The sequence below is a fragment of the Chroococcidiopsis sp. CCNUC1 genome (assembly GCF_023546805.1).
Classification (GTDB): domain Bacteria; phylum Cyanobacteriota; class Cyanobacteriia; order Cyanobacteriales; family Chroococcidiopsidaceae; genus Chroococcidiopsis; species Chroococcidiopsis thermalis.
In genome coordinates this window covers 1,179,548-1,203,222 of sequence record NZ_CP097480.1, presented here as the reverse complement: position 1 = coordinate 1,203,222, position 23,675 = coordinate 1,179,548, and the positions used below count along the sequence as shown (strand labels likewise).

Here is a 23,675-nt window from a genome sequence, read left to right as displayed (position 1 = left end):
GCCTGTAGTCAGGTTTTCTACTTCTATCTTCAGTAGGTTTAAGCAAGTTCATAATCTTTGTTACTGTGCAAAAGGTTAGTCATAATCTGCTGACGACAAAGATAAGTTTAGCCGAAGAAGTTTAGAAGGAGTTAATATGACATTTACTCAAAGCAACGACCAGAATCTTAGTCAATTTGTTGCTTCAATTCAGAAATTAAATGTAGACGATCAATTAGCTTTGTTCTACTTCATTTACAAGAAAATGGGTGATTCTGTTACCCCAGCCGCACCAGGAGCTAGTACTGCATCTGCGGATGTAGCTGAAGGTTTATTTAACCAAATTAAAGAAAAGTCTCACGAAGAACAACTACAATTTCAACGGGACTTAATTAATAAGGCTGATAACGAGTACACGCGGATGTATGGTTCGATGAGCGATACTACTAAACTACTATTTTGGTATCGTCTAGCTCAAGGAATGGACAGCAACGTTATCAGTCCTATGCCTCCAAACTACGAGCTTTCCAGTGAATCAAAAGAGATATTAAACCAGCTCGAAGGGATAGATTTCGAGCAACAAATTACTCTATTCCGCGACTATGTATCGCCGATGGGCGCTGAACCCAAGCAAGGCGCGGAAGTATAGAGATGCAAGGGCGCGAAATTTCGCGCCTCGAAAGATTCTGGAACGAAATTACAAACCAAAATTGACAGTAAAGAGGCAAATATGGCATCTACAAACGTTAACGATCTGAAGCCACTAGCAAAACAATTTACGAGCCTAGATATCGATGACCAGCTAGGAGTAATGGCTTTAATCTACATAGAAATTGCTAGTTCGATTCCAGCTGATAGTTTACCAACAAGCTCTAGTGATGTTCAAACCATCGTCGGAAGCGTACAAAAAATGTCCTCTGAAGAGCAGATAAATGCTCTACGCGATTTGTTGCCAGCCAACAAAACAGATCAAGACGAAACTATGCTCGATCCTAATCCTGCTAAGGCACTGCCGGAATTGCTCCAAGGTAAATCAGAAGTTCCTACAGGGGAATATGGCAAGCTAAATCCTGAATCTAAGTTGGCAGTTTGGTATCTTTTTGCACAAAAACTAGGAAATGGAATCGTTGCCATTCCCAGCGATTACAGCCCTTCAGCGGAAGCAATGCAAGTCTTCAATTCCCTCAAATCTATGGGACAAGAGCAAATGGCTAATTTCGTAGTCAAAGGTATGGAAGAGTTGAGTTCCAACATCACAGAACCGCCCAAGAATGCGGAATAAGCGATCGCTCAAATCACATACAGCTAGATAATCTTCATTGCTACCAGGCTAAGTCTGATAGCATTTTTTTATACTCGATTAGGATTGCGTTTATCCACAACAAATGACCAATGACCAATGACCAATGACCCAACTTTTCCCGCTATTATGGTGGATTGGTGGTGGCTGTTTAACCGCCATTATCGGTGTCTTCGTAATTCTATATTTTCGAGGCACATTTCGCGATCGCATTGAGTACAAAGTTCAAAATGTTCCCGCACCTCAAGATGCACGCTTTTCCCTCGCCCTAGCTAGCTTATCTAACTCTGTCATTACCAGCGGGCGCTCGACAGATTTTTGGCTGGAAGCAGAAGAAATCAATGCTGCACGACTAGAAGCCGTCCGTAGCGCCAAACATACGATTCACTTCGAGACATTTTTCATGACTCCCGGGTACAGGGCGAACGATTTCGCCGCCGCGATCGCCGCAAAAGCGCAGGCAGGTGTTAATGTACAAGTCATTGTCGATAAGTATGGGGTCAAAACTTTACCGCAGCGTTACTGGAGACGACTGAAAGCTGCTGGAGTCGAAGTCAGGTTCTTCAATGATTTTAACTGGCGATCGCCCATTGATTATTTTGCCCGCAGTCACCGCAAGCTATTAATTATTGATGGCGAATTTGCCTTAATTGGTGGTGCAGGTGTCTCCGACTATTGGGATGGCAGAGATAATATTCGAGGAACTCATCCTTGGTACGACTTTGAAACGCGGCTAGAAGGCGAAGTTGTCGCCGTGTTAGAAGGTATGTTCATGCAACACTGGACTTACGTACATGGTACTGCTGACTTATCGACTACAGTTTCCCATCTGGGAACGTCGAGCAACCCGACAATTCTCGTTACCGCAGGCGACGATCCTTCCTATCGTTCTGCATCAGTTAAAGCTTTATTTCAAGTTAGCATTCATGCTGCCAGACAGCAGGTTTGGATTGCCAGCCCCTATTTTCTTGCCGATAAAAATATCCGCATTGCGCTAGTTGATGCCAAAAAACGGGGGGTTGATGTCAAAATATTCACGAATGGAATTCGCTCAGACAAAAGATTTGTCTATTTTGCTTCCTGCGAACAATATCGCGACCTACTCGCTGCGGGCATAGAAATTTATGAATATCAACCCAGTATGATGCACGCTAAGGCATTGTTATTAGATAGTTGTTGGCTCAGTACTGGCAGTGCTAATTTCGACCCGCGTAGTTTTTTTCATAATGACGAGTTAGATATTTCTACTTCTGATATTTGCTTAGTCAAGCACGTTGAAAAAATATTTTTACAAGGATTTGCTAAATCCAAACAAGTCAGTTTCAGGGAATGGAAAAAACGCCCTTTATCGCAAAGGGCGTTAGCTAAAATTGTTCTCTTTTTTGAATCGCAATTGTAGAAATACAAAATTTTGTGTCTCTACTAAATATTTCGTGCTACTCCAACATCATTGACTTTTGCAGGTAAAATGATGCCGTAATATAAAGCAGCAACTGCTGTTAAACCGTTCAGCAAAACGTTGCCACCAAAAATTGGCATCAACCCAAATACTGTGTTGGTCGCAGGAATGACTCCTAAAAGAGCAATTAAGATGTAGGAAACGGCAAAAAAGCGGTTAAATACCCGCGCACTACTTGCACTGGTATAGGAAGCAATCCCAAAAATTCCTACAGCACAATGGACTAAATTGTGTAAGAAATTGGTAGGAAATGCCCCAAATAAATAGCCAAATCCGGCAGAATAAGCTCCTGTTGCAACATCTGGTGGAACGTATGAGGCGTTGGTTCCAGGTAGGTGAACGAAAGCTGGAATAAAGCCAGCAATACCGAGAATTAAAAAAGTAATTCCAAGAACTAGAGCGCAATAACGCTCTGCCATGTTCATTTTGTCCATTTTCATGGCATCCATACTCGCTATTCCTCCCATCACTAAGTACAAATTCTTGTTGTTAAAAAAGTCAACCCCTATATTCTCTAATTCAACTTATATAACTGCGATCGCACTCTATCCAAAGATAGGGATGGGAAAATTCGGAATTCGGAATTCGGAATTCAGAGATAACGTTAAAAATATTTTTAATGTTGCAATTATAATGTCTGCAAAAAGGAAGACGATCTTCTGGTGACTATCGAGGTAACTCTTTTGGCATGAACAAAACACACAGTTTTAAATTCCCGCGCCAAAACCCATAATTCGTTCTACAGTCAAATCTAAATTAGGGAAGAATTGGGAAATGATGCGATCGCTGCCTGTAAAACTCGTAAAACTGATAACTGACTAATGTAAAATCTATAAAGCCTGCATCCATAGCTGATTGTGCCTTATCAGCCTAGCGTTACTCTCTGTATCAATCCTAGTGACCCCCAGCATCCACACGTCCAAGCAGGGGGAAACAAGTTTTGTACGACTTGCGGCGCGGCGATCGCGTTGCGAGAGCGTTATATTCCACTCAAAAAATTAGGAACGGGTGGATTTTCTGTAATTTACAGCATTTGGGATCTGCAAACTCAGACCGAACGAGTGTTGAAGATTTTGCTAGAAAATGGCGCTAAAGCAAGACAATTATTTCAGCAGGAAGCGGCAATTTTAACTAGCCTCAACCATCCTGGGGTTCCTAGAGTCGAGCCAGACGGCTATTTTCACATACCCGCCAGCAATTCCAAGCGGGATCTATTTTGTCTGGTCATGGAAAAAATCGACGGTCAGACTTTAGAGGCTATCCTCGACAAGTACGACCGAGGTTGTCCAGAAGAAATGGTTCGAGATTGGTTCGGACAAGCTTTAGAAATTTTACAGGTATTGCATAGCAGGCAGATCATCCACCGCGACCTGAAACCCTCAAATTTAATGCTACGTCAAGCAACAAATCGACTAGTATTGATCGATTTTGGTGGAGCCAAAAAAAGGCGATCGCGTCAGCATTCCGTGTCCGCCGCAGAAAGCTCAACTCGTCTCTATTCCCCTGGCTACAGCCCTCCAGAACAATCTTCGGGTCGGGATGTGGAACCAGCCGCCGATTTCTATGCTTTGGGTAGAACGACAATTGAATTACTCACTGGTCAGCCTCCCTCTGAGTTGGAAGATCCCGTAACCAAAGAGCTGAGTTGGCGACATTTAGTCCAAGTTAGCCCAGCATTTGCCGATCTCCTGGATGAATTAGTGCAGGAAGATGCCCGCCTGCGTCCAACTAGTGCTACGGCGATCGAACAAAGGTTATTACAAAGTCCGCCGACCGAAACGCAACCATCTGTATATCAAGCGATTCATCAACTGAGTTTGAATGGCTGGAAGCGATCGCAACTCATAGCTACCTACTTAACTCACCGCTTAGCGCAAATTAGCAAACAGCGATCGCCCCAACTTGTGAATCAAATGCATCAGATTGCTGCGCGAACGACGAATTTGTTCGCAGAAACAATTAGGAAGCAATCGCCGCCATCAACCTTTCAAACTCACAATACTGCCCCCCAGGGATCGCATACTCTACGACAAGCAACTCAGCGCAAATTATCGACAAGCCGCTTTGCGTCTATACCATTTGTTACCAAGATCGGTAGAAGCCTAGCGAATATCGCTCGTTCTCTATGGCAATTGACTACCCAAGTAGGACACGCTGGAATAGATACTATCCGAGCAATTGTGTGGAGCGCGATCGCGGCTGTTGTTGGAACTAGTATCGGCTTTATCTTTGGTTATTTTTCTCCCCTGGGAATCGCAGTCAATAGCTTCCTAGTAGAATACCTACCCCAACTGATGACAGACTCTCAAATTGCCACAGAAGCAGAATCGATCGTGTTTGCCTCTGCGGGGTTATTTACAGCGTTGGGATTGACCGCACTAGGAGTTTTTGACCAACGACGGCGCTATTTAATCTCTGCTTTATTAGGTGCTAGTGGTTATGTTGTGGGCTGGTTGTGTTGGACTTTAATTACGCCTTACATGGGAATTTGGAGCTTGCCTGCAACTGTTTGCGTGGCGATCGCCTTTCTCGTCTCTGGCTTGGGTTTGCGCCGTCATCGCTTTTTTCATGCTACCGTTGCTGCTGTTAGTACGGCGATCGTGTTTACTATTCTCGTTCGGCTCAATCTTTTCCCAGCCCTAATTTTTCATCTTAGCCCGCAACCAAGTTGGTTTGAGCTTCAGTTGTATGCTACCTTTTTTAGCGCGATCGCCGCGATCTCTAGTTGCTGTCTGGGGATTAGCCACTACATCCTTATTCCTTGCTGGCGTTGGTTGCAGCGCTAAAGAGAGCAAGAGGCAGAATCTGAAAAAGATTTCTTCTGTCTCCTGCCCTTTACAATTGCATATCTAGACGCAAGCCTTACCGCACGCTGCTATTGCTGGCATTCACGAAATTCTCTCGAACCTCCTCCAGTTGGTTCTGGAATTTGATTGGACTCGCAAAATATTCCAGCTCTATCGGTGTTAGAGCCGGAAGTTGAGGTTTGCGATTCAGGGGTAGACGTATCGCTAGCATCGGGGCTAGTCGTAGCATCAGGACTCGTGGTTTCGGGCGTACCTGCATCAGGAGTTACGTCAGGCGTAGTCGTTCCCTCTGGACTCGTACCTGGCGCGGGTGTAGTTGCATCGGGTGTAGTTGCATCGGGTGTAGTTGCATCGGGTACAGTCGTATCCGGTGTAGTTGCATCGGGTGTAGTTGCATCGGGTACAGTCGTATCCGGTGTAGTCGTTCCTTCTGGGCTTGTACCAGGCTCAATTCCTGCGGGTGGAGTTGTTTGACTATCGGGAGTCGTAGGTACTTCCTGGGTTTGAGCTTGTAATAGGACTGAGGATTGTGGCTTTGCTTGAGCTGAGAAACCGCCTACGAGCAATAGGGCGAGAACAGAACCACCTGTCAAAAACTGTTTGAGCATATTTCACTGTCTCCTTTGCTTTAGCTGTCGTGCTAGAAATCTAGAAATTCATAGCTCAGCTTGGCATTTCTGAGTTTATTGCCACCTGTACCATAATGTAGATTTGGTATTTTTGGCTACCGATGTAGTCGATACAAATATTTCTGTCATAAAAATTACTTTTTACAATCGAAGTCTATCTTTCAACTGCAACGAACCTACATTCTTTGTATAAAAAATTACTTGAGCCTTGCTCGCAGACAAAGTTACATAAGTAATAACTAGCCAACTAAATAAAGGTATTATGGTTATTTATAAAAAGAGCTAATAACTACCCGCAACTCACGACTCACAATTCACTGTATGGTTTATGACATCTCAGAAAACTAATTCGCCAGATCCAGCAACGACAACTCAAGAAACAAAAACATCAGAAGCATCTGGATGGTTGCGACTATGGCGATCGCAGGAGGAAAATATTCGCCTAGTTGCGATCGCTCTAGTTATGGCGCTGATAATCCGCATTTTTGTGGCGGAACCGCGCTATATTCCCTCAGATTCGATGATACCCACCTTACATACAGGCGATCGCTTGGTAGTCGAAAAAGTCTCGTATTGGTTTCACCCAGCTGAAACAGGCGACATTGTAGTGTTTGAACCACCTGCACAGTTGCAAAGTATGGGTTATCACAAAAACCAAGTTTTTATCAAACGAGTTATCGGTCAACCTGGGGATACCGTCAGCGTGAAGAACGGTCGAGTTTATCTTAACGGGCGATCGCTCTCGGAAGATTATATTGCCGAACCGCCTGCCTATCAACTCAACTCAGTCCAAGTTCCAGCAGAATCTTACTTCGTCATGGGAGACAACCGCAACGATAGTAACGACTCTCACGTTTGGGGCTTTTTACCTCAACAGAATATTATCGGTCGTGCCGTATTCCGTTTCTTCCCCTCGATCGCATGGGATTTATCTCAAGCTAGCGCGATTTTCAGGCAAAACAAAGCAGCTAGTCTCTTGGCGTGGAATGCTGAATCTTCAAGCTTTTAAACTCTGGCGAAAGCTAGAAGGAGTGGTCGCAGTATGTTTTTTAAAGAAGCGAGAAAAGTATGCTGCATCGTTAAAGCCAAGTCGAAAGGCAATCTCCTGCACGGATTCAGTCGATCTTGACAGCATTGCTTGGGCTTCGGATAGAGTTTTTTCAATCATCCAGGCGTTGACAGATTTACCCGTTTTGCTTTTAATCACCGTACTGAAATAACCAGGGTGAAGATGCTGCGCTTGGGCAAAGTCCTGCACTCGATATGGGCGATCGAGTTTACCCATTGCAAGATCGCGAAAATGAGCTTCCAGGTTGCGCTTGAATGTCATGACAATCTCTGAACCCGTTTGCGATTCAGCCAAAGGATTATAGGTATTCCAAAACTGCTCTTTAATTTTGAATAGCAGTACAACTGTCAAACTGCCAATAATTTTGAATTTGTAGGCAGAATCCGATTGGTATTCTTGTAAAAGTTGCGTTCCCAAGTCGTCAAAAATTTGAAAAACTTCGCGATCGGGATAGTGCGGTGGCACAATCTCGGCAATTAAAAACGGAAAATCATCAAAAATATTTTCATGGACGTATTGCTTCAGAAATGTTTCTGAAAACGTAATCACGTAGCCATGCGATAGTTCGTGAATCTTAAATCCTTTGACGTGACCGGGATTAGTAAAGTAAATCGTCCTGTCCTTTGTTTCGTAAGATTGACCGTCAAGAATGTAGCGACCCCGTCCTTTACGAATGAGCAAGATCGAGTAATAGTTAGCGCGAAATAGGGGAGACTCGATCGGCACATTGCTATGAACTAGCTCAAGCTGATGAATCGTAAAATCAACGTCTTGTTTTAGGGTTCCACCCATTGATGCATAAAACTCAGACATGGAGTTGTAAGCTTTAATCGCATCAGACATTGGCATACTCTACTATTTCAAAGTCTGCCTTAATTGTACTTTGTCGGGTATAGGTTGATACGAATAAGCAAACAAAGTCCGCTGGTGCGGACTCAGGGAAAATTAAGGGTTTTGAACCTGCGTTGTTTTGAAATTGCGTTATTTTGACTCCTCGCATCCTGAAGCCACGACCAAACGCCAGTCACCTAGTCCCGCGTTTATTGTCAAGTCAGGTTTTTTGTCTGAACCAGGCGATCGCACCGATGCTAACGGCGATCTGCGGGATACGTACTCGATGCGTACACAATTAAGAGAACGCACAATAAAAAAGCTGCTAATAAACCGAATAAAACTCCAGTTGCAGTTGAAGCGAATTGCCCTTCACCGTAGGCAAAATAATAGATGTGATGCATGAAACTACCTCAAACTCAAAAATTTTGATGCGATCGCAGCAAGGCGATCTATCCGAGTTTCTACCAACCTACATGAATACCTTGAACCATGAGTGAGGCATTGGCAAGCTCCAAAATGATTAATAAAAACAAGAAAAACAACAGCATTAAACCTACCATTAACGGTGTTGTACCCCAACCAGGGGCAACCTTACCAGCTTCCGAATTGAAATTTCTGAAAAAGTACTGCACGGGGGCAGTTTTTTTAGGTTGATATTTTGGTTGTTGCATAAATGAGGGGTGAGGGAGATAAGGGAGACAAGGAAGACAAGGGGGAACTCGCTCTTCCCCACGACCGAAGGGAGTGGGGATTAGGGGGCGAAGGGGGACAAGGGAGACAAGGGAGACAAGGGGGAATTTATCGACTCCCGACTCCCGACTCCCCAGTTATGCAGCAGGTTCTCTAGTTCCAGCCATAGCTGCGACAGGTATTTTCTTACGTGTAGTAAGGTCTCCTACCTTCTGGAAGACACCAAACTCCACCTGTTCGTCCAAACCAGGATCGATACCAGCAAAGACATCTCGGAAGATAGCGCGGGAACCGTGCCAAATATGCCCGAAGAACCACACTAAAGCAAAGCAACAATGGAAAAAGGCAAAGAATCCGCGATTGCTGGTGCGGAATACGCCGTCAGAGTTATAGGTTTCGCGATCGAAATCAAAGACTTCACCGAGTTGAGCTTGACGGGCAAATTTCTTCACCGTGCTTGGTTCTGTATATGCTTGACCGTCTAATGTGCCACCCACAAAGCTAACCGTAACGCCTTTTTGCTCGAAGCTATACTTGGCTTCTGCTCTACGGAAAGGAATATCGGCGCGGACGACATCATCTTTATCTGTCAAAACGACTGGGAAGGTTTCAAAGAAATTCGGCATTCTGCGCACGTTTAATTCCCGTCCTTCGCCGTCTTTGAAAATGGCATGACCGAGCCAAGCTTTGGCGACTCCATCTCCATCCACCATCCGACCGACTCGAAACAAACCACCTTTTGCCGGACTGTTGCCAACGTAATCGTAAAACGCTAGCTTTTCAGGAATTGCCGACCAAGCTTCCGAGAGGCTTTTACCTTCAGCTAAATTGGATTGAACGCGGCGATCGATCTCTTTTTTGAAGTAATTTTGATCCCATTGAAACCGAGTAGGACCCCATAATTCAATCGGAGTGGTAGCAGTGCCGTACCACATCGAACCGCAAGCAACAAAACCAGCGAAGAAGAATACTGCCAACCCGCTAGCAAGTGCGCCTTCAATATTTCCCATTCTCAAGGCTTTGTACAGTACCTCTGGCGGTCGCGTCACAATATGGAACAATCCGCCAATAATACCGACAATTCCCGCCGCAATGTGGTGCGCCACCACACCACCAGGATTGTAAGGATTAAAGCCTTCTGCTCCCCAGACAGGCGCAACGCCTTGGACGTGACCAGTTAATCCATACGGGTCGCTGACCCACATCCCAGGTCCAAAAATTCCCGTTAAGTGGAAAGCACCAAAACCAAAACAGAGTAACCCTGCTAACAATAAATGAATGCCAAAAATTCTGGGAAGATCTAACACTGGTTCGTTTGTTTTGGGGTCGAAAAATGTCGCCAGATCCCAATAAACCCAGTGCCAACAAGCGGCAAGAAATTCTAATCCTGAGAAAATAATATGGGCGATCGCCACAGTTTCAAACGTCCAAAAACCAGGGTCGGCGACCGATTCACCCGTAATACTCCAACCTTGCCAGGAATTAGTTACCCCTAGGCGAGCCACAAAGGGCATTAAAAAACATCCCTGTCGCCACATGGGGTTTAAAACTGGATCGCTAGAGTCGTACAATGCTAGTTCAAATAACAGCATGGAACCAGCAAAACCCGCACACAGAGCGTTATGCATTAGGTGTACGGCAATAAGTCGTCCTGGGTCATTTATGACCGATGTATGTACTCGATACCAAGGTAATCCCATTAATTATGCTCCTTTTGGTAATTGGTAATTGGTAATTAGTAATTGGTAGTTGGTCTACGATCGCTGGTCAATCGCTACTCTTTACTACTCACTACTTACTGTCCCATCAAACAAAAAGTTGTAGGTAGGTTCTCGATATAAAATTGGGAAAAAAGTATTTTATTCCAATTAAAAACAAGACGAGAACAAATAGTAAAATCCAATCAATTATGGGATCGAGAATTTTCTTCTGAACTGTTTTTTGCATGGCATTTAACTAAAAACAATGAATGAAAAGTAGTTTTTTAAATTTTGACAATGTTTTACATGCTGGAATCTAGGCTATGAACCCTATTCAAGTGATGAAATAATTGCGGGTTTTGTCATTAGCCATCGATCGCTATGTAAATTGAAAGTACAAATGACCAATGACCAATGACCAATGACAGCATGTTGAAGAAAAGGGGAAGAAGCCAGAACAATCTTCTTCCCGCTGCGCTCCAAACTTGTCTAGTCAAGCGGGGGCATAGATAAAACTGGTTCGTCTTCGCGATCGATGCCTCTTTCAAAACCAGCAGCCGCAGCTCTAGCGCGTCCGGCGTGCCATAAGTGACCGACTAGAAATAGAAAAGCGAAAACAAAGTGAGCTGAAGCTAGCCAAGCGCGAGGAGATACATAGTTAAAGGAGTTAATCTCCGTTGCTACACCGCCCACAGAGTTTAGAGAACCCAGAGGTGCATGAGTCATGTACTCAGAAGCACGCCGAATTTGCCAAGGTTGAATGTCATATCTGATTTTCTCCAGGTCGAGTCCGTTGGGACCGCGTAGTGGCTCTAACCAAGGACCTTTGAAGTCCCAAAATCGCATCGTTTCACCACCAAAGATAATTTCTCCAGTCGGCGATCGCATCAGATATTTACCTAACCCCGTCGGACCTTGAGCAGAAACCACGTTTGCCCCTAACTGCTGGTCGCGTACCAAGAAGTTTAATGCTTGCGCTTGCGATGCTTCTGGCGCGGTAGGACCATAAAACTCGCTGGGATAGGCAGTGTTATTAAACCAAATAAAACAGGCAGCAATTAAAGCTTGTCCAGCCACATTTCCTAGACTTTGAGACAGGTAAGCTTCACCAGACCAGATGAAAACACGCTCCGCCCACTTAAATGGCTTAGTTAAAACGTGCCAAATACCACCAGCAATCAAGATCGATCCCATCCAAATGTGACCCCCGACTATATCTTCCAAGTTGTTGACGCTGGCAATATTACCCGCACCACCAGTAAAACCTTTGAAGAGATAGCCAAAAATGATTCTGGGGTCGAGGGTGGGATTGGTCACGACACGGACATCGCCGCCGCCTGGAGCCCAAGTATCGTACAAGCCACCCAAATACATAGCTCTAGCAACTAACAAGAGCGCTCCCAAGCCCAGAGCAATCAGATGATATCCCAAGATGCTCGTGACCTTATCTTTATCAGTCCAGTCAAAATCGTAGAAACCTGCTAGCCTTTCCGGTCCTTTAAGCGAGTGATAGACACCACCAAAACCGAGAACTGCCGAGCCGATGAGATGTATGGCGGCGATCGCAAAAAATGGGAAAATATCAACGACTTGACCACCTTGCCCAACACCAAAACCCAAAGTAGCAATGTGGGGCATCAAAATTAAACCCTGCTCGTACATCGGTTTTTCCGGTACGTAGTGGGCAACTTCAAACATCAGCATTGCGCCTGCCCAGAAAGCCACTAATCCAGCATGGGCAACGTGAGCGCCTAAAAACCGACCGGACAAGTTGATAAACCGTGCATTTCCAGCCCACCAAGCATATCCAGTAGACGCTTCATCCCGTCCTTCTCTAGGCGTATCGACATTAGTTGTGGTTGTAATCGAGCGATCGAAAGGTGTTTCCATTTTTGAATTGGTAATTGGTAATTGGTAATTGGTAATTGGTAATTGGTATTTACGCGACTTATCTATTGCCCCCTTTTTAAGGGGGTTGGGGGATCGAAAAATTAAGTTACCTCCTCGAAGATCCCCCCTTGGAAAGGGAGGAACAAGAGAAACTACCACATCGCGTTAATTGATTTTCACGCACCACTCCTACAGGGCATTTCCGCGCGGTAAGACTTCTTCGGGGAATTGGAATTTTTCGTGAGGTTGGTCTTGGGGTGCTAACCAAGCTCTGGCTCCCTCGTTGAGGAGAATATTCTTGGTGTAGAAAGTTTCAAATTCTGGATCTTCTGCGGCACGTAATTCTTGGGAAACAAAGTCGTATGCCCGCACGTTAAACGCTAAACCTACCATGCCAATTGAACTCATCCACAAACCCGTAACGGGAACAAATAACATGAAAAAGTGCAGCCAACGTTTGTTAGAGAAGGCAATCCCAAAAATCTGCGACCAGTAGCGATTAGCTGTGACAAAAGAGTAGGTTTCTTCTGCTTGGGTAGTAGAAAAACCTCGGAAGGTATTAAAGCCTTTGGTATCTCTAAATAGAGTGTTTTCTACTGTAGCCCCGTGAATCGCACACAACAAAGCTCCACCCAAAACACCAGCTACCCCCATCATGTGAAATGGGTTGAGGGTATAGTTGTGAAAAGCTTGGAAAAATAGTAAGAAACGGAAAATGCCGGCGACTCCGTAGGAAGGCGCAAAAAACCAGCTAGATTGTCCCAAAGGATAAATTAAAAAGACGCTCACAAACACAGAAATTGGAGCAGTGAATGCTAAGGCATTGTAGGGACGGATACCTACAACTCTGGCAATTTCCATCTGCCGCAGACAAAAACCAATTAAACCGAAAACGCCGTGTAGAGTGACAAAACTCCACAAGCCACCGATTTGACACCAACGGGTGAAATCCCAATTAGCTTCTGGTCCCCATAAAAATAGTAGAGAATGACCCATACTATCAGCTGGAGTGGAGACAGCAGTGGTGAGAAAATTGCAACCTTCTAAATAAGAACTAACAACGCCGTGGGTATACCAGGAGGTAACAAAGGTAGTGCCAGTGAACCATCCGCCAATTGCCATATAAGAGCAGGGAAAGAGCAACAAACCAGACCAGCCGATAAACACAAAGCGATCGCGCTTCAGCCAGTCATCGAGTACACCGAACCATCCCCACCCAATCGGGGTAGATCGAATTGCTATAGTCATATGTTAAGTTCCTGTTATTTGTCATTTGTCATTTGTCATTTGTCATTTGTTATTAGTGAATTTTGACTTTTCACTCCTAACTCCTAATTTTTGACTTTTGACTTTTAACTTTTGACTTTACCGTTGCCAATCTGTTCGACCGTTATTTTGAAAATAGGGTGCGCCAGGAGAGGAAATGACTTGCAAAATGAGGTCGAAGTAAGGAATGACTTCGGCTGCATCTTCTGGTGTTAACATGGCGCTAACTTCTGCTTTGACGCAAAGCATATATTGGCGCACATTTTCTAAGGGGATGCCGACGCTGTTGTAAAGTTCTTTCATTCCAATTAAGCCAATTTCCTCTAACGGTTTCTCATTTCCGGCTAGCAGGCAATAACTCACCAGACGGATGTACCACCCGATATCCCGCATGGCTGCCTCAGTTTTACGGGCGTTACCGCTATTACTGGGAGTTCTGGGGCAGATCTTCCAAAATTTTTGCGTCGCTCGTTCGACAATCTTTTTTTCGTTCTGTGCTAGGACTTTCGCCAGACGGATACGCTCTGTTCCCGATCTATAGAAATTTTGCAGGGCGTGAATTTCACCAGGAGTCAGGTAGCGTACCTCTTCATCAGCGTTCAGAATCATTTGCTTGACTATACTCATAGCTCTCCTCTAAGCTCTCTTCCGGTGAATTACTGCGATCGCCTACTATTTCCGCATGTCTCATCTCGGTTGCTCTGTTCGATCGCCCATCGCTGGTAATTTGATTCAGAATCGGTTGTTCGACAAACTCAGTTAGTGCTGCCCAATTCGCTTTTCTAGGATTGTATTTATCGGGAACGGTTTCTGCTGCTTGTTCGCGTCTTAACTGATTTTCATGACGCGGCGATCGCATTAAGTAACCCCTTGCCGTAACGTAGCGTTCGTAAGGCACTGTATTTTCTCCAAAACACTCTAAGTATTCGGGACTGTCGATAATGGCATCGATCAGCGCGTAGAAGCCTCTCGTGGCGCAGATGTCATAGTAGCGATTCATTTCTTGTCGTCCGTAGGTGGGACGACCCATCAACCGTCGATGGATGTATTCAATTGCCTTCGTCACGTAAAGCGAATCCCAATATAAGCTACGGAATACTTTCGACTTGGCTAACTGCCGCACGAACTCCCGCACGCTAATTTCGCCCCCTAGCAGCTTCGATTCAGTACTGGATAGCGGTTGCCGCTGACCTTCATATAAAGAGCGCCCGAATACCTGCCGATAGGCTCCTTCAATAAATGCTGGAGATGAGTGGTGTAAAAGATTAACGCTAGGACTCTGATGCCCTGGCTGACTCACGCCGTTTGACGTACCGTTGCCATGATGCAAGGGTTCTAGCTTCAGTACCCTAGTACCCAAGGAGCCAGGAACTTTACCCAAAGCATTACCGTTGAGCTTGTCGGGACTACCTGCTCCAGAACCGATCAGAATGCGGCGCGTATCCTTGTTAAAAAATGCAGGTTGAGGATGAGGATTGCGAGTTTCCTGGGGAAAGATTGCCCCAAATTGAATTTCTAGCGGGTCGTTACCGCAACCGTAAGGATGCTGTTCGGGTAGGGGTTTCTGGTAGCTACCGAACAGAGTAATAAACTGCGGGACTTTCCGCACGGGGGCGCTGTATTTAAATAAGTCTAGTTGCGGTCCCCAGTTGCGACATTCTTGCGCTTCTTGACCCAATCCCCGTAAATACGGGACTGTCTCTTCACCAAAATAATCGCTGTACTCCGCAGAATCGACAAACGCATCGACCAAGGCAGGCAAACCACCTTTAGTCATGACATCAAAGTATGTCTGAAATTCCTCGCGACTGCTCAATCCACGTCCCAAGAAGTGTCGCGCCGCCAGTTCGATCGCCCGACTAATGGTAAAAGGTTCATAGAATAATCTGCGGTAGAGACGAGATTTACCCAAACGGCGCACGAACTCCTTGACGGAGATATTTCCACCAATGAGCTGAGATTCTAATTCAGCTTTTTGGGTAAACCCATACGTATCGGTTACATCGCGCTCGAATACGTGACGATAGATAGCTGCGATCGCCTCTTGTTTCTGAGTTAGCGTCGCTCCCTGCTTGAAGACGAATTTCGGTCGCACTTCTGCTGACATCGAGTAACTTTGCGGCAGTTGCAATCCTTGTTGGTCGTTGGAAACACCAATTCTGACTTGATTTGAGGGTTTATCGGTCAGATATTCGGCAATCAGTAAGTCAAAGTAACCCTTAACTAATTGGGTTGCCTCCGCATCCTCTAAGAAATAGTCGAGCGACTGTCGCCGCATTGCCCGCAGTGCCACAATAGTAGCTTCTGTAACATCTTCAGGAATTACGCCGCGCAAGCCTCGGACGTTGGCACTTAAAATACTGCCATCACCCGCCACAATTGCATAGGTGATATAGCGTAAAAACCACGCCAAATCCCGCATCGATCGCTTCATCCTGACTGCACCATAGCGAGACACATTGATGAAGCGAAAACCACCAGGCAAAGGATCTTGATTATTAAATAGGTCGCGAAAACGCTGCAACCAACCACTCAAAGGATTGCTGTAGTAGGCAACTTCTTGGATTTTTAAAGCCTCTTTGACCATCACAGCACCAGCTTTTCTTCTAGCAGCCGTGAGAAAATCTTCACCGACGTAGTAACCAGAACCAGGCAATCCAATCTTTTCTTTGGGCTTTTCTAAATAAGCCATCGGCGAACCGCCAACAAAAATTCGGTTAGCCCCAGTTAAGACAATTTCATCAGCATGTTGAGTCAGCGTGTTGGCAATTTCTAACAATTTCACGCCCGAACTGAAAAAATCAGCGAGTTCTTGTAGTTCGGTATTTTTTAAACAACGGTCTTGTTGTACCGCATGAGAAATCACTGCAACTGGGACAGTATGATATCGTTGCGGTTGAGTTACCGGACTTCCACCACTTGCTTTTACACTCATTGTTAAAAAGGTAATTGGTAGTTGGTAATTGGTGGTTATCTTAATCAATTCCGAATTCCGAATTCCGAATTCCGAATTATGGAGTCATTCCCTGAATTAAACAATCAAAATACGGTGTGACTTCAGCAGCATCTTCCCGACTTAAAAGGTCTAAAGTCACTTCTTTTAGACAACGAATGCATTCCACCCAATTTCTTAAAGGAATTTCTAGGGATTCGTACATTTCTTTTACACCTACAATTCCAATGTCTTTTAGAGGTTCAACATCTCCCACAATAACTGTATAAGCAATTAGGCGGATATACCAATCTTGATCGCGCAAACAAGATGCCCGATAAGTTCTATTACCGCTATTACTTGGCGTGTCGGGACAGCATTCCCAAAACTTCAAACTACCTCTTTCAACAATTTCTTTTCTGTTTTCAATTAGAGTTGTAGCGATTCGCAAACGGTTTTCCCCGCCATTATAGAAGTCGCGAATTGTTCGCAACTCCCCAGGACTTAAATAACGAGCTTCGCGATCGGCGCTAGCAATTGCTTTGGTGATGATACTCATTGGTAATGGGTAATGGGTAATTGGTAATTGGTAATTGATAAGTGGCTGGTAACTAGTGGCTGGAATCTTTTCTATTCACTAGCCACTAGTCACTAATCACTAATTAACTCAAACCAGCAGCAATATGATCGAAATAAACACCCATTTCTCTGCCTGCATCAGCACCAACTAAACTAGTGACAACTTCTTTCATGGCTTGTACGGAGCGAATTGTTGCCCCAATTGGCACGCCTAAAGAGTTATAAGTTTCTCTTAAACCGTTAAGAATGCGCTCGTCTAAAATTGAAGTGTCTCCTGCTAACATTGCGTAGGTAGCGTAGCGCAAAAAGTAATCTAAATCACGCACGCAAGCAGCATAGCGACGACAAGTATACATATTGCCACCAGGAGCGGTGATATCTGTATAAAGCAAAGATTTTGCTACTGTTTTGGTGACAATGTTTTTAGCATTTGCACTGACTGCGATCGCAGTTTTTGCCCGCATATCGCCACTTTGAAAGTAGTTTTGCAACTTATCCAAAGAACTCGGATCTAGATATCTGCCTTGAACGTCAGAAGAATTAATTAAAGCAGTAATTGCGTCTTGCATTGGTTTATCTCCTGAATTTGGTAATGGTAATTAGTAAGTGGCTGGTCATTAGTGGCTAGTAGCTAGATTCAATTTTTTTCACTAGCCACTAGCCACAAGACACTAATCACTTTAAGAAAGCGATCGCATCACGTAGTCAAAATATGCTGATACTTCTAAAGCATCTTCTTCGCTCATAAGCGATAGTGCTTCCTCTTTCAAACAGCGCATACATTCAACTATGTTTCTGAGCGGAATTTCGAGGTTGTTATACATCTCTTTGATGCCAATCGTGCCGATTTCTTCTAGAGGCTTTTCGCTACCTGCTAATACGGAATAGGCGATCAGACGAATATACCAACCTTGATCGCGCTGGCAAGAAGCGGTTTTACGTTCGTTGCCGCTATTGCTAGGAGTATTGGGAACTCGTTCCCAAAATCTCGCGCTACCATTTTGAACGATTCTTTGCTCGTTTTCTGCTAATATTTTGGCGATCCGAATTCTCTGTTCGCCTGTTTTAACAAAATTTTGATAGACCTGAATTTCTTTTGGTGCGGGATAGCGAGATTCACTATCGGCATTCAGAATTAATTCGGTAACAATGCTCATTGTTTTCTCCTAAAAATTGCTAAGTCATTTTGTCAAGTTGGTTTGAGTAAAATTGGCAAGCCAATCGGAAAGTCAAAAGACTTGCCAATAAATAGCCAGAGGATAGCTAAATGAGTGCTTAACTGGCGATCGCCTGTGGTGTAACTTCAGCGATTGCTGGCGCTTTGAACGCTACTGGAACGGCATCGCCACAAGCAAGATCTAAGGGGAAGTTATGAGCATTGCGTTCGTGCATGACTTCAAATCCTAGATTTGCCCGATTTAATACATCAGCCCAAGTTGGTAACACGCGACCTTGCGAGTCGAGAACTGAGTTATTGAAATTAAACCCGTTCAAATTAAACGCCATCGTACTGATACCCAGCGCCGTAGCCCAAATACAAATCACGGGCCAAGCTGCCAAAAAGAAGTGCAACGAACGACTATTGTTGAAGCTGGCATACTGGAAAATCAGACGACCGAAATAACCGTGGGCGGCGACAATGTTGTATGTCTCCGATTCTTGTCCGAATTTGTAGCCGTAGTTCTGCGATTCGTTGTCACTTGTTTCGCGAATTAAGCTGGATGTCACCAACGATCCATGCATGGCGCAGAACAACGAACCTCCCAGCACTCCTGCAACTCCCAACATATGGAAGGGATGCATCAGAATATTGTGTTCGGCTTGGAAGACAAACATGAAATTGAAAGTACCGCTGATGCCCATTGGCAGACCATCAGAGAAGCTACCTTGTCCGATGGGATAAACCAAGAACACTGATGAGGTGGCAGCAACGGGAGCGGTATAGGCAACTGCAATCCAAGGACGCATCCCCAAACGATAGGACAACTCCCACTCGCGCCCTGCATAACAACACAGAGCTGGGATGTAGTGAAAACCTATCATCTGATAGGGTCCACCGTTGTAAAGCCACTCATCCATCGATGCTGCTTCCCAAATAGGGTAAAAGTGCAAGCCAATGGCATTAGACATCGGCACTACGGCTCCAGTAATGATGTTATTGCCGTAGAGTAAGGAACCTGATACGGGTTCGCGGATACCATCAATATCTACAGGTGGTGCTGCGATAAAAGCAATGGTAAAGACGCAAATGGAGACTCCTAAAAGGGGAATCATCAGCACGCCAAACCAGCCGATATATAACCGATTTTCTGTGCTAGTCACCCAATTACAGAACCTTTCCCACGCAGGGACGCGGTTTAATTGACGCTGTAAAACTGTAGTCATATGTCAGTTATTAGTTGTCAGTTATCAGTGGAACCAGTGGCTGGTGGCTAGTGGCTGGTGGCTAGTTGTACTGGCACAAGGCGTTAGCCGAAAATAATTTCCTGCCTAAAAGCTATTTGGCAAGCATAATCTTGAACTCATCTTGTGTGTCATTACAGCTAGTAGCTAGAGTCTTTTCTAGTCACCAGTCACGAGTCACTAGCCACTCACTACTCATTACTCACTGCCATCAAGTCACTGGGGAATTGGTGTAACTGGCGATCGCGTGCCATATCTATGCCTAGATTTGCCCAGTCGATCGCGTCTGCCCATGTATTTACTGTTCTGCCTTGGCTCTCAATGTGGGTTGGCTCGAAGTTCAACTTTTCAAAGTTGAATGCTGCAATGTCAACCCCCAAAGCCGCAGACCAGATTCCTGCTACTGGAAAAGCTGCTAGGAAAAAATGCAATCGGCGCGAGTTGGGAAAGCTAGTTCCCCGCCAAATTAACCGCCACAAGTACAGTTGAGCTGCCCTAAAACTGTAGGTCGGGCGCTTTTGACCGAGCTTGTATCCGGCATTGGTCGATTCGCTCAATTCGTCGCTGCGATCGCCATCCATACGGATCAAGGTAGAAGTCACCAGGGAACCGTGCATAGCGCATAAGAAAGCACCACCCAAAACTCCGATGACTCCCAAGACGTGAAAAGGACTCATGAGAATGTTATGGTCTGCTTGAAACCGCAACATGAAGTTGAAAGTTCCAGAAATTCCCAGTGGCATTCCTGCTGAGAAGCTACCTTGTCCGACTGGATAGACTAAGAAGACCGAAATTGAAGCCGCAACGGGTGCAGTAAATGCTAAAGAAATCCAAGGTCGCATTCCCAAGCGATAGCTCAATTCCCATTCGCGATCTTGATAGCAAATAATGCCGATCAAGAAATGCAGCACGATCAGTTGATAAGGTCCACCGTTGTAGAGCCACTCATCTAAAGAGGCTGCTTCCCAAAGTGGATAAAAATGCAGTCCGATCGCCGCTGATGTTGGTACGACAGCCGCCGTAATAATGTTATTGCCGTCTAGTAGAGAGCCAGTAATCGGCGAACTCATACCGTCCATATCTACTGCTGGTGCGGCAATAATGGCAACGATAAACACGCTGGCTGCTGTCAGCATACAGGGAATCATTAGTACTCCAAACCAGCCGATATACAACCGATTTTCAGTACTAGTCACCCAATTACAAAAGCGATCCCAAATACTAGTGCTTTGGCGTTTTTTTAATTCATTAGTGACTGGGATCTGTTCAGTAGGATCGCCACGAGTTGGAGTCGCGATCGCACTGTCTGTCTTTGACACCATGAGAATAGATGTTTAATAAAGGGCGAGAAATTCCCCACCGCAACAGTGTTTTAATCCTGATGCGATGGGTTGACTTTTGATAGTCGAATCAAAGCAATCAAAGTAGGAGCAACAAAACTTGTTGGACGTTGATTGTGTTTGAGAATAGGGAAAAAACCTGAAGAACCAATGAAGAAATGAAATTTGTTTACAAAAAGTAATAATTTTACCGAGAAAACGCTTGCGCGATCGCTTGCCTTGAAGTTGCGATCGCCCTTACTATCAGATGCTTGCAACTCAATGTGCTTGTTAGCAGCAACTCCCAAAAAGTCTTTTGTTCCTCGATGAGCATTGGCTCACTAAAAGTTGAAAATAGATTAAGAAACATTAATTTTACTTGCTATAAGCAGACTAAAATTAGAGATTTGTGAATAATATTTGTCAAATAAGAAACATCGTCTACTTATATCCACTGGTAGAAAAAACTACTCAAAAAATGTATTGACACGGAGGCATTCGCACTTAGCATCTTAATAGCCAAGATTCTAGGATATAGCTTGAGCAACCATTCTAGCTAGAAGCTTTCTAGTAATTCGATACCTGATAGCAGATTAAAATGTAATAAAAGCAACATACATATCGCTTTGCAACTGCTGGCTGAGAAATTTGGATATTTCGTAAGAAGTATTGACTGCTAGTAATTCTTGGCTAGCTATAGGAATCCGGTTCGATCGATCGACTTACTTGTGAAGATAGGGAAGAGGCAGAAGTCGTAAGTCGTAACACGCATCTCTCACTGACCAACTACCAATTACCAACTACCAATTACCAATTACCAACTCACTTATTTAATAGGTGATACAAAATGAGAATTTTACTCATAGAAGACGATGAATGTGTTGCTAAGGCTTTAAAAAATGTGCTTCAGCAGCAAAACTATGTCGTCGATACTGCAACTGATGGTCAGACTGGGTGGGATCTCATTCAAACCTTCACCTATGACTTAATTTTGCTAGATGTGATCCTGCCTAAGCTTGATGGTATTAAACTTTGCCAACGATTGCGCGATCGCAAATATCAAACCCCCGTGCTATTAATTACGGCGCAAGACTCTAGCGATCGTAAAGTGATGGGATTAGATGCAGGCGCAGATGATTATCTCGTCAAACCTTTCGATATGCCAGAATTACTGGCTCGAATTCGCGTACTTTTGCGACGACAAAGTAAACCAATCCTACAAGCTTTAGAGTGGGGAGACTTGCGGCTGCAATGCGGGACGTGTGAAGTAACATATGGCGATCGCGTCTTGCATTTGACACCGAACGAATATCGTCTGCTAGAGCTTTTCCTGCGCCATCCTCAGCTCGTCTTAAGCCGTGGTGAGATTTTAGATCGAGTTTGGGCAGTTCCAGAAGCCCCTAAAGAAGACACGGTGACGGCTCATATTAAGGGTTTGCGACAGAAATTGAAACAAGTCGGCGCACCTGCCGATTTAATAGAAACAGTATACGGTCTGGGTTATCGCCTGAAACAACCCGCACCGACAACTAAAAAAACAAAACTGCGCGGCGCGTCTTTACCTCAAAGTCAGGACTCGATCCAGCAGCAGACAAAAGCAGCCTTGGCAGAAGTCTGGGAAAAAATCAAATATCAAAGTAGCGATCGCGTTGCCGTGTTAGAGCAAGCAACCATATCCTTACTAGACAACAAACTCACAGAAGAATTGCGCGAAAAAGCGCGACAAGCAGCACACAAGTTAGCAGGAGCGTTGGGTATTTTTGGGTTTGCCAAAGGTTCGCGGTTGGCAAAACATATCGAGGATATCTGGCAAGCAGACGTAATTTTAGACCGTAGTGAGGCACTGCACTTATATGAAATGGTGATGGCATTGAAACGAGAAATTCAACGACCTAGCCTGAGCCAACTCGATCGCCCCTTACCGCGCCAGCAATCGATCGTCATGCTAGCAATTGATGGCGATGCCGGACTAGCAGAGCAAATCGTCAAGTTGGCTGCAACCGCAGGAATTGGAGTAAAAATTGCGCCGAATATCTCGGCAGCAAAAGCAGCGATCGCCCATTTAGAAAAGTTCAATCGCCTATCTCCAGCCGATGTAGTCATACTCAATCTTTCCCTCGCCAATACCACCGCCGCAGATTTAGCCATTCTTGCCGAACTGACAAACCGTACTCCACCAATTCCAGTCTTACTGTGTACCAGAGGCGATCGATTAAGCGATCGAATCGAGCTGTCTCGTTTGGGCGTTCACGCTTTTTTACGACAACCCTTCAACCCAGAGGAGGTGCTAGCAGCAGTTACGAGATTGCAACAAACTCGCTCTCATCCCACCAAAATTCTAGTTGTGGATGACGATCCAGAGATTCTGACGCTAATGCAAGCGTTATTAGAACCTTGGGGCATTCAGCTCAACACGTTGGAAGAACCATCGCGTTTTTGGGCAATTTTAGAAGAATTTGCCCCCGATATGCTTGTGCTTGATGTAGAAATGCCTCAGTTTAACGGCATCGATCTGTGTCAAATTGTGCGTAACGAACCACGTTGGCATAAACTACCCGTCCTCTTTCTTACAGCTCACACTGACGATCGCACCATACAACAAGTCTTTACCGCAGGTGCAAACGATTGTTTGAGCAAGTCGATTTTAGGTACGGAACTCGTAACTCAAATCTTTAATCGCTTGGGGCAAATGCGATTGATGCAGAGTATTCAGTAGGGAGTCGGGAGTCGGGAGTCGGGGACAAGGAGACAAGGAGGACAAGGAGGACAAGGAAGCTATTTTATCTAGCCACTAGCCACCAGTCACTGGTTCCACTAAT

The 23,675-nt window shown here is 44.9% G+C and carries 22 protein-coding genes and 1 pseudogene; 8 read left to right on the top strand and 15 right to left on the bottom strand.

What is annotated here, in order from left to right; genetic code table 11:
- Positions 1-136: 136 nt before the first annotated feature.
- The 3 genes from M5J74_RS05645 to M5J74_RS05635 all read left to right on the top strand — a co-directional run bounded on the left by M5J74_RS05645 (position 137) and on the right by M5J74_RS05635 (position 2,678).
- Positions 137-628, top strand: coding sequence for an orange carotenoid protein N-terminal domain-containing protein (locus M5J74_RS05645; protein ID WP_039716096.1), 492 nt, complete (start codon positions 137-139; stop codon positions 626-628).
- Between the two features lie 81 nt (positions 629-709).
- Entirely contained in the window at positions 710-1,261 is a 552-nt protein-coding gene (locus M5J74_RS05640) for an orange carotenoid protein N-terminal domain-containing protein (RefSeq protein ID WP_250015792.1), read from the top strand.
- Positions 1,262-1,385: 124 nt separating this feature from the next.
- Positions 1,386-2,678, top strand: a complete 1,293-nt coding sequence (locus tag M5J74_RS05635; RefSeq protein ID WP_250015790.1) for a phosphatidylserine/phosphatidylglycerophosphate/cardiolipin synthase family protein — start codon at positions 1,386-1,388, stop codon at positions 2,676-2,678.
- A 23-nt stretch (positions 2,679-2,701) separates the two neighbouring features.
- Here the strand turns inward: M5J74_RS05635 and M5J74_RS05630 are convergent, their stop codons facing one another.
- Positions 2,702-3,187 (bottom strand): DUF4383 domain-containing protein, encoded by a 486-nt coding sequence (locus tag M5J74_RS05630; RefSeq protein ID WP_015153128.1) that lies wholly within the window; start codon positions 3,185-3,187, stop codon positions 2,702-2,704.
- Positions 3,188-3,595: 408 nt separating this feature from the next.
- On the opposite strand from M5J74_RS05630, the gene M5J74_RS05625 reads away from it, so the two are divergent.
- Entirely contained in the window at positions 3,596-5,524 is a 1,929-nt protein-coding gene (locus M5J74_RS05625; RefSeq protein ID WP_250015788.1) for a serine/threonine-protein kinase, read from the top strand.
- A gap of 89 nt (positions 5,525-5,613) precedes the next feature.
- Here the strand turns inward: M5J74_RS05625 and M5J74_RS05620 are convergent, their stop codons facing one another.
- A complete protein-coding gene (locus M5J74_RS05620; protein ID WP_250015786.1) occupies positions 5,614-6,153 on the bottom strand; it encodes a hypothetical protein in 540 nt (179 codons plus the stop codon).
- A gap of 349 nt (positions 6,154-6,502) precedes the next feature.
- Between M5J74_RS05620 and lepB the strand changes: the two are divergent.
- Positions 6,503-7,116 (top strand): annotated as a pseudogene (gene lepB / locus M5J74_RS05615) (signal peptidase I).
- Between the two features lie 55 nt (positions 7,117-7,171).
- Here the strand turns inward: lepB and M5J74_RS05610 are convergent.
- The 3 genes from M5J74_RS05610 to psbH form a co-directional block, all read right to left on the bottom strand.
- A complete protein-coding gene (locus tag M5J74_RS05610) occupies positions 7,172-8,086 on the bottom strand; it encodes an AraC family transcriptional regulator (RefSeq protein WP_015153124.1) in 915 nt (304 codons plus the stop codon).
- Positions 8,087-8,331: 245 nt separating this feature from the next.
- Positions 8,332-8,478 carry a hypothetical protein gene (locus tag M5J74_RS05605; RefSeq protein ID WP_015153123.1) on the bottom strand — a complete coding sequence of 49 codons (147 nt, stop codon included), beginning with the start codon at positions 8,476-8,478 and terminating at the stop codon, positions 8,332-8,334.
- Positions 8,479-8,538: 60 nt separating this feature from the next.
- Complete coding sequence (psbH, locus tag M5J74_RS05600; protein ID WP_250015781.1) at positions 8,539-8,748, bottom strand: photosystem II reaction center phosphoprotein PsbH; 210 nt, start codon at positions 8,746-8,748, stop codon at positions 8,539-8,541.
- 2 nt (positions 8,749-8,750) lie between these two features.
- Here psbH and M5J74_RS05595 point away from each other — a divergent pair, with 2 nt between their 5' ends.
- A complete protein-coding gene (locus M5J74_RS05595) occupies positions 8,751-8,924 on the top strand; it encodes a hypothetical protein (protein ID WP_250015779.1) in 174 nt (57 codons plus the stop codon).
- On the opposite strand, the gene psbB is transcribed toward M5J74_RS05595, so the two are convergent.
- From psbB to M5J74_RS05545, 10 genes are all read right to left on the bottom strand, one after another.
- Positions 8,905-10,467: a photosystem II chlorophyll-binding protein CP47 gene (gene psbB / locus M5J74_RS05590; protein WP_015153120.1), complete on the bottom strand. Its 1,563-nt coding sequence runs from the start codon at positions 10,465-10,467 to the stop codon at positions 8,905-8,907. The genes M5J74_RS05595 and psbB overlap by 20 nt on opposite strands.
- 489 nt (positions 10,468-10,956) lie before the next feature.
- Positions 10,957-12,357 (bottom strand): photosystem II reaction center protein CP43, encoded by a 1,401-nt coding sequence (gene psbC / locus M5J74_RS05585; RefSeq protein ID WP_371934010.1) that lies wholly within the window; start codon positions 12,355-12,357, stop codon positions 10,957-10,959.
- Positions 12,358-12,546: 189 nt separating this feature from the next.
- A complete protein-coding gene (gene psbD / locus M5J74_RS05580) occupies positions 12,547-13,605 on the bottom strand; it encodes a photosystem II D2 protein (photosystem q(a) protein) (protein WP_015153118.1) in 1,059 nt (352 codons plus the stop codon).
- Positions 13,606-13,722: 117 nt separating this feature from the next.
- Positions 13,723-14,250 (bottom strand): allophycocyanin subunit alpha-B, encoded by a 528-nt coding sequence (apcD, locus tag M5J74_RS05575; protein ID WP_015153117.1) that lies wholly within the window; start codon positions 14,248-14,250, stop codon positions 13,723-13,725.
- Positions 14,216-16,558, bottom strand: coding sequence for a phycobilisome rod-core linker polypeptide (locus M5J74_RS05570; protein ID WP_250015775.1), 2,343 nt, complete (start codon positions 16,556-16,558; stop codon positions 14,216-14,218). The genes apcD (M5J74_RS05575) and M5J74_RS05570 overlap by 35 nt, the downstream gene beginning before the upstream one ends.
- A gap of 76 nt (positions 16,559-16,634) precedes the next feature.
- Entirely contained in the window at positions 16,635-17,114 is a 480-nt protein-coding gene (apcD, locus tag M5J74_RS05565) for an allophycocyanin subunit alpha-B (protein WP_106170801.1), read from the bottom strand.
- 103 nt (positions 17,115-17,217) lie between these two features.
- Complete coding sequence (locus tag M5J74_RS05560; RefSeq protein ID WP_015153114.1) at positions 17,218-17,703, bottom strand: allophycocyanin subunit beta apoprotein; 486 nt, start codon at positions 17,701-17,703, stop codon at positions 17,218-17,220.
- A gap of 111 nt (positions 17,704-17,814) precedes the next feature.
- The gene (apcD, locus tag M5J74_RS05555) at positions 17,815-18,291 is read right to left on the bottom strand and encodes an allophycocyanin subunit alpha-B (protein ID WP_015153113.1); all 477 of its coding nucleotides are present in this window, start codon (positions 18,289-18,291) and stop codon (positions 17,815-17,817) included.
- A gap of 118 nt (positions 18,292-18,409) precedes the next feature.
- A complete protein-coding gene (gene psbA, locus M5J74_RS05550; RefSeq protein ID WP_106218457.1) occupies positions 18,410-19,519 on the bottom strand; it encodes a photosystem II q(b) protein in 1,110 nt (369 codons plus the stop codon).
- Between the two features lie 209 nt (positions 19,520-19,728).
- On the bottom strand, positions 19,729-20,859 hold the full coding sequence (locus M5J74_RS05545) for a photosystem q(b) protein (protein WP_015153111.1): 1,131 nt from the start codon (positions 20,857-20,859) through the stop codon (positions 19,729-19,731).
- Between the two features lie 183 nt (positions 20,860-21,042).
- Between M5J74_RS05545 and M5J74_RS05540 the strand changes: the two genes are divergently transcribed.
- Both M5J74_RS05540 and M5J74_RS05535 read left to right on the top strand, forming a co-directional pair.
- Positions 21,043-21,186, top strand: coding sequence for a hypothetical protein (locus M5J74_RS05540; protein WP_250015773.1), 144 nt, complete (start codon positions 21,043-21,045; stop codon positions 21,184-21,186).
- Positions 21,187-21,703: 517 nt separating this feature from the next.
- A complete protein-coding gene (locus M5J74_RS05535) occupies positions 21,704-23,572 on the top strand; it encodes a response regulator (protein ID WP_015153110.1) in 1,869 nt (622 codons plus the stop codon).
- The last annotated feature ends 103 nt before the right edge of the window (positions 23,573-23,675 follow it).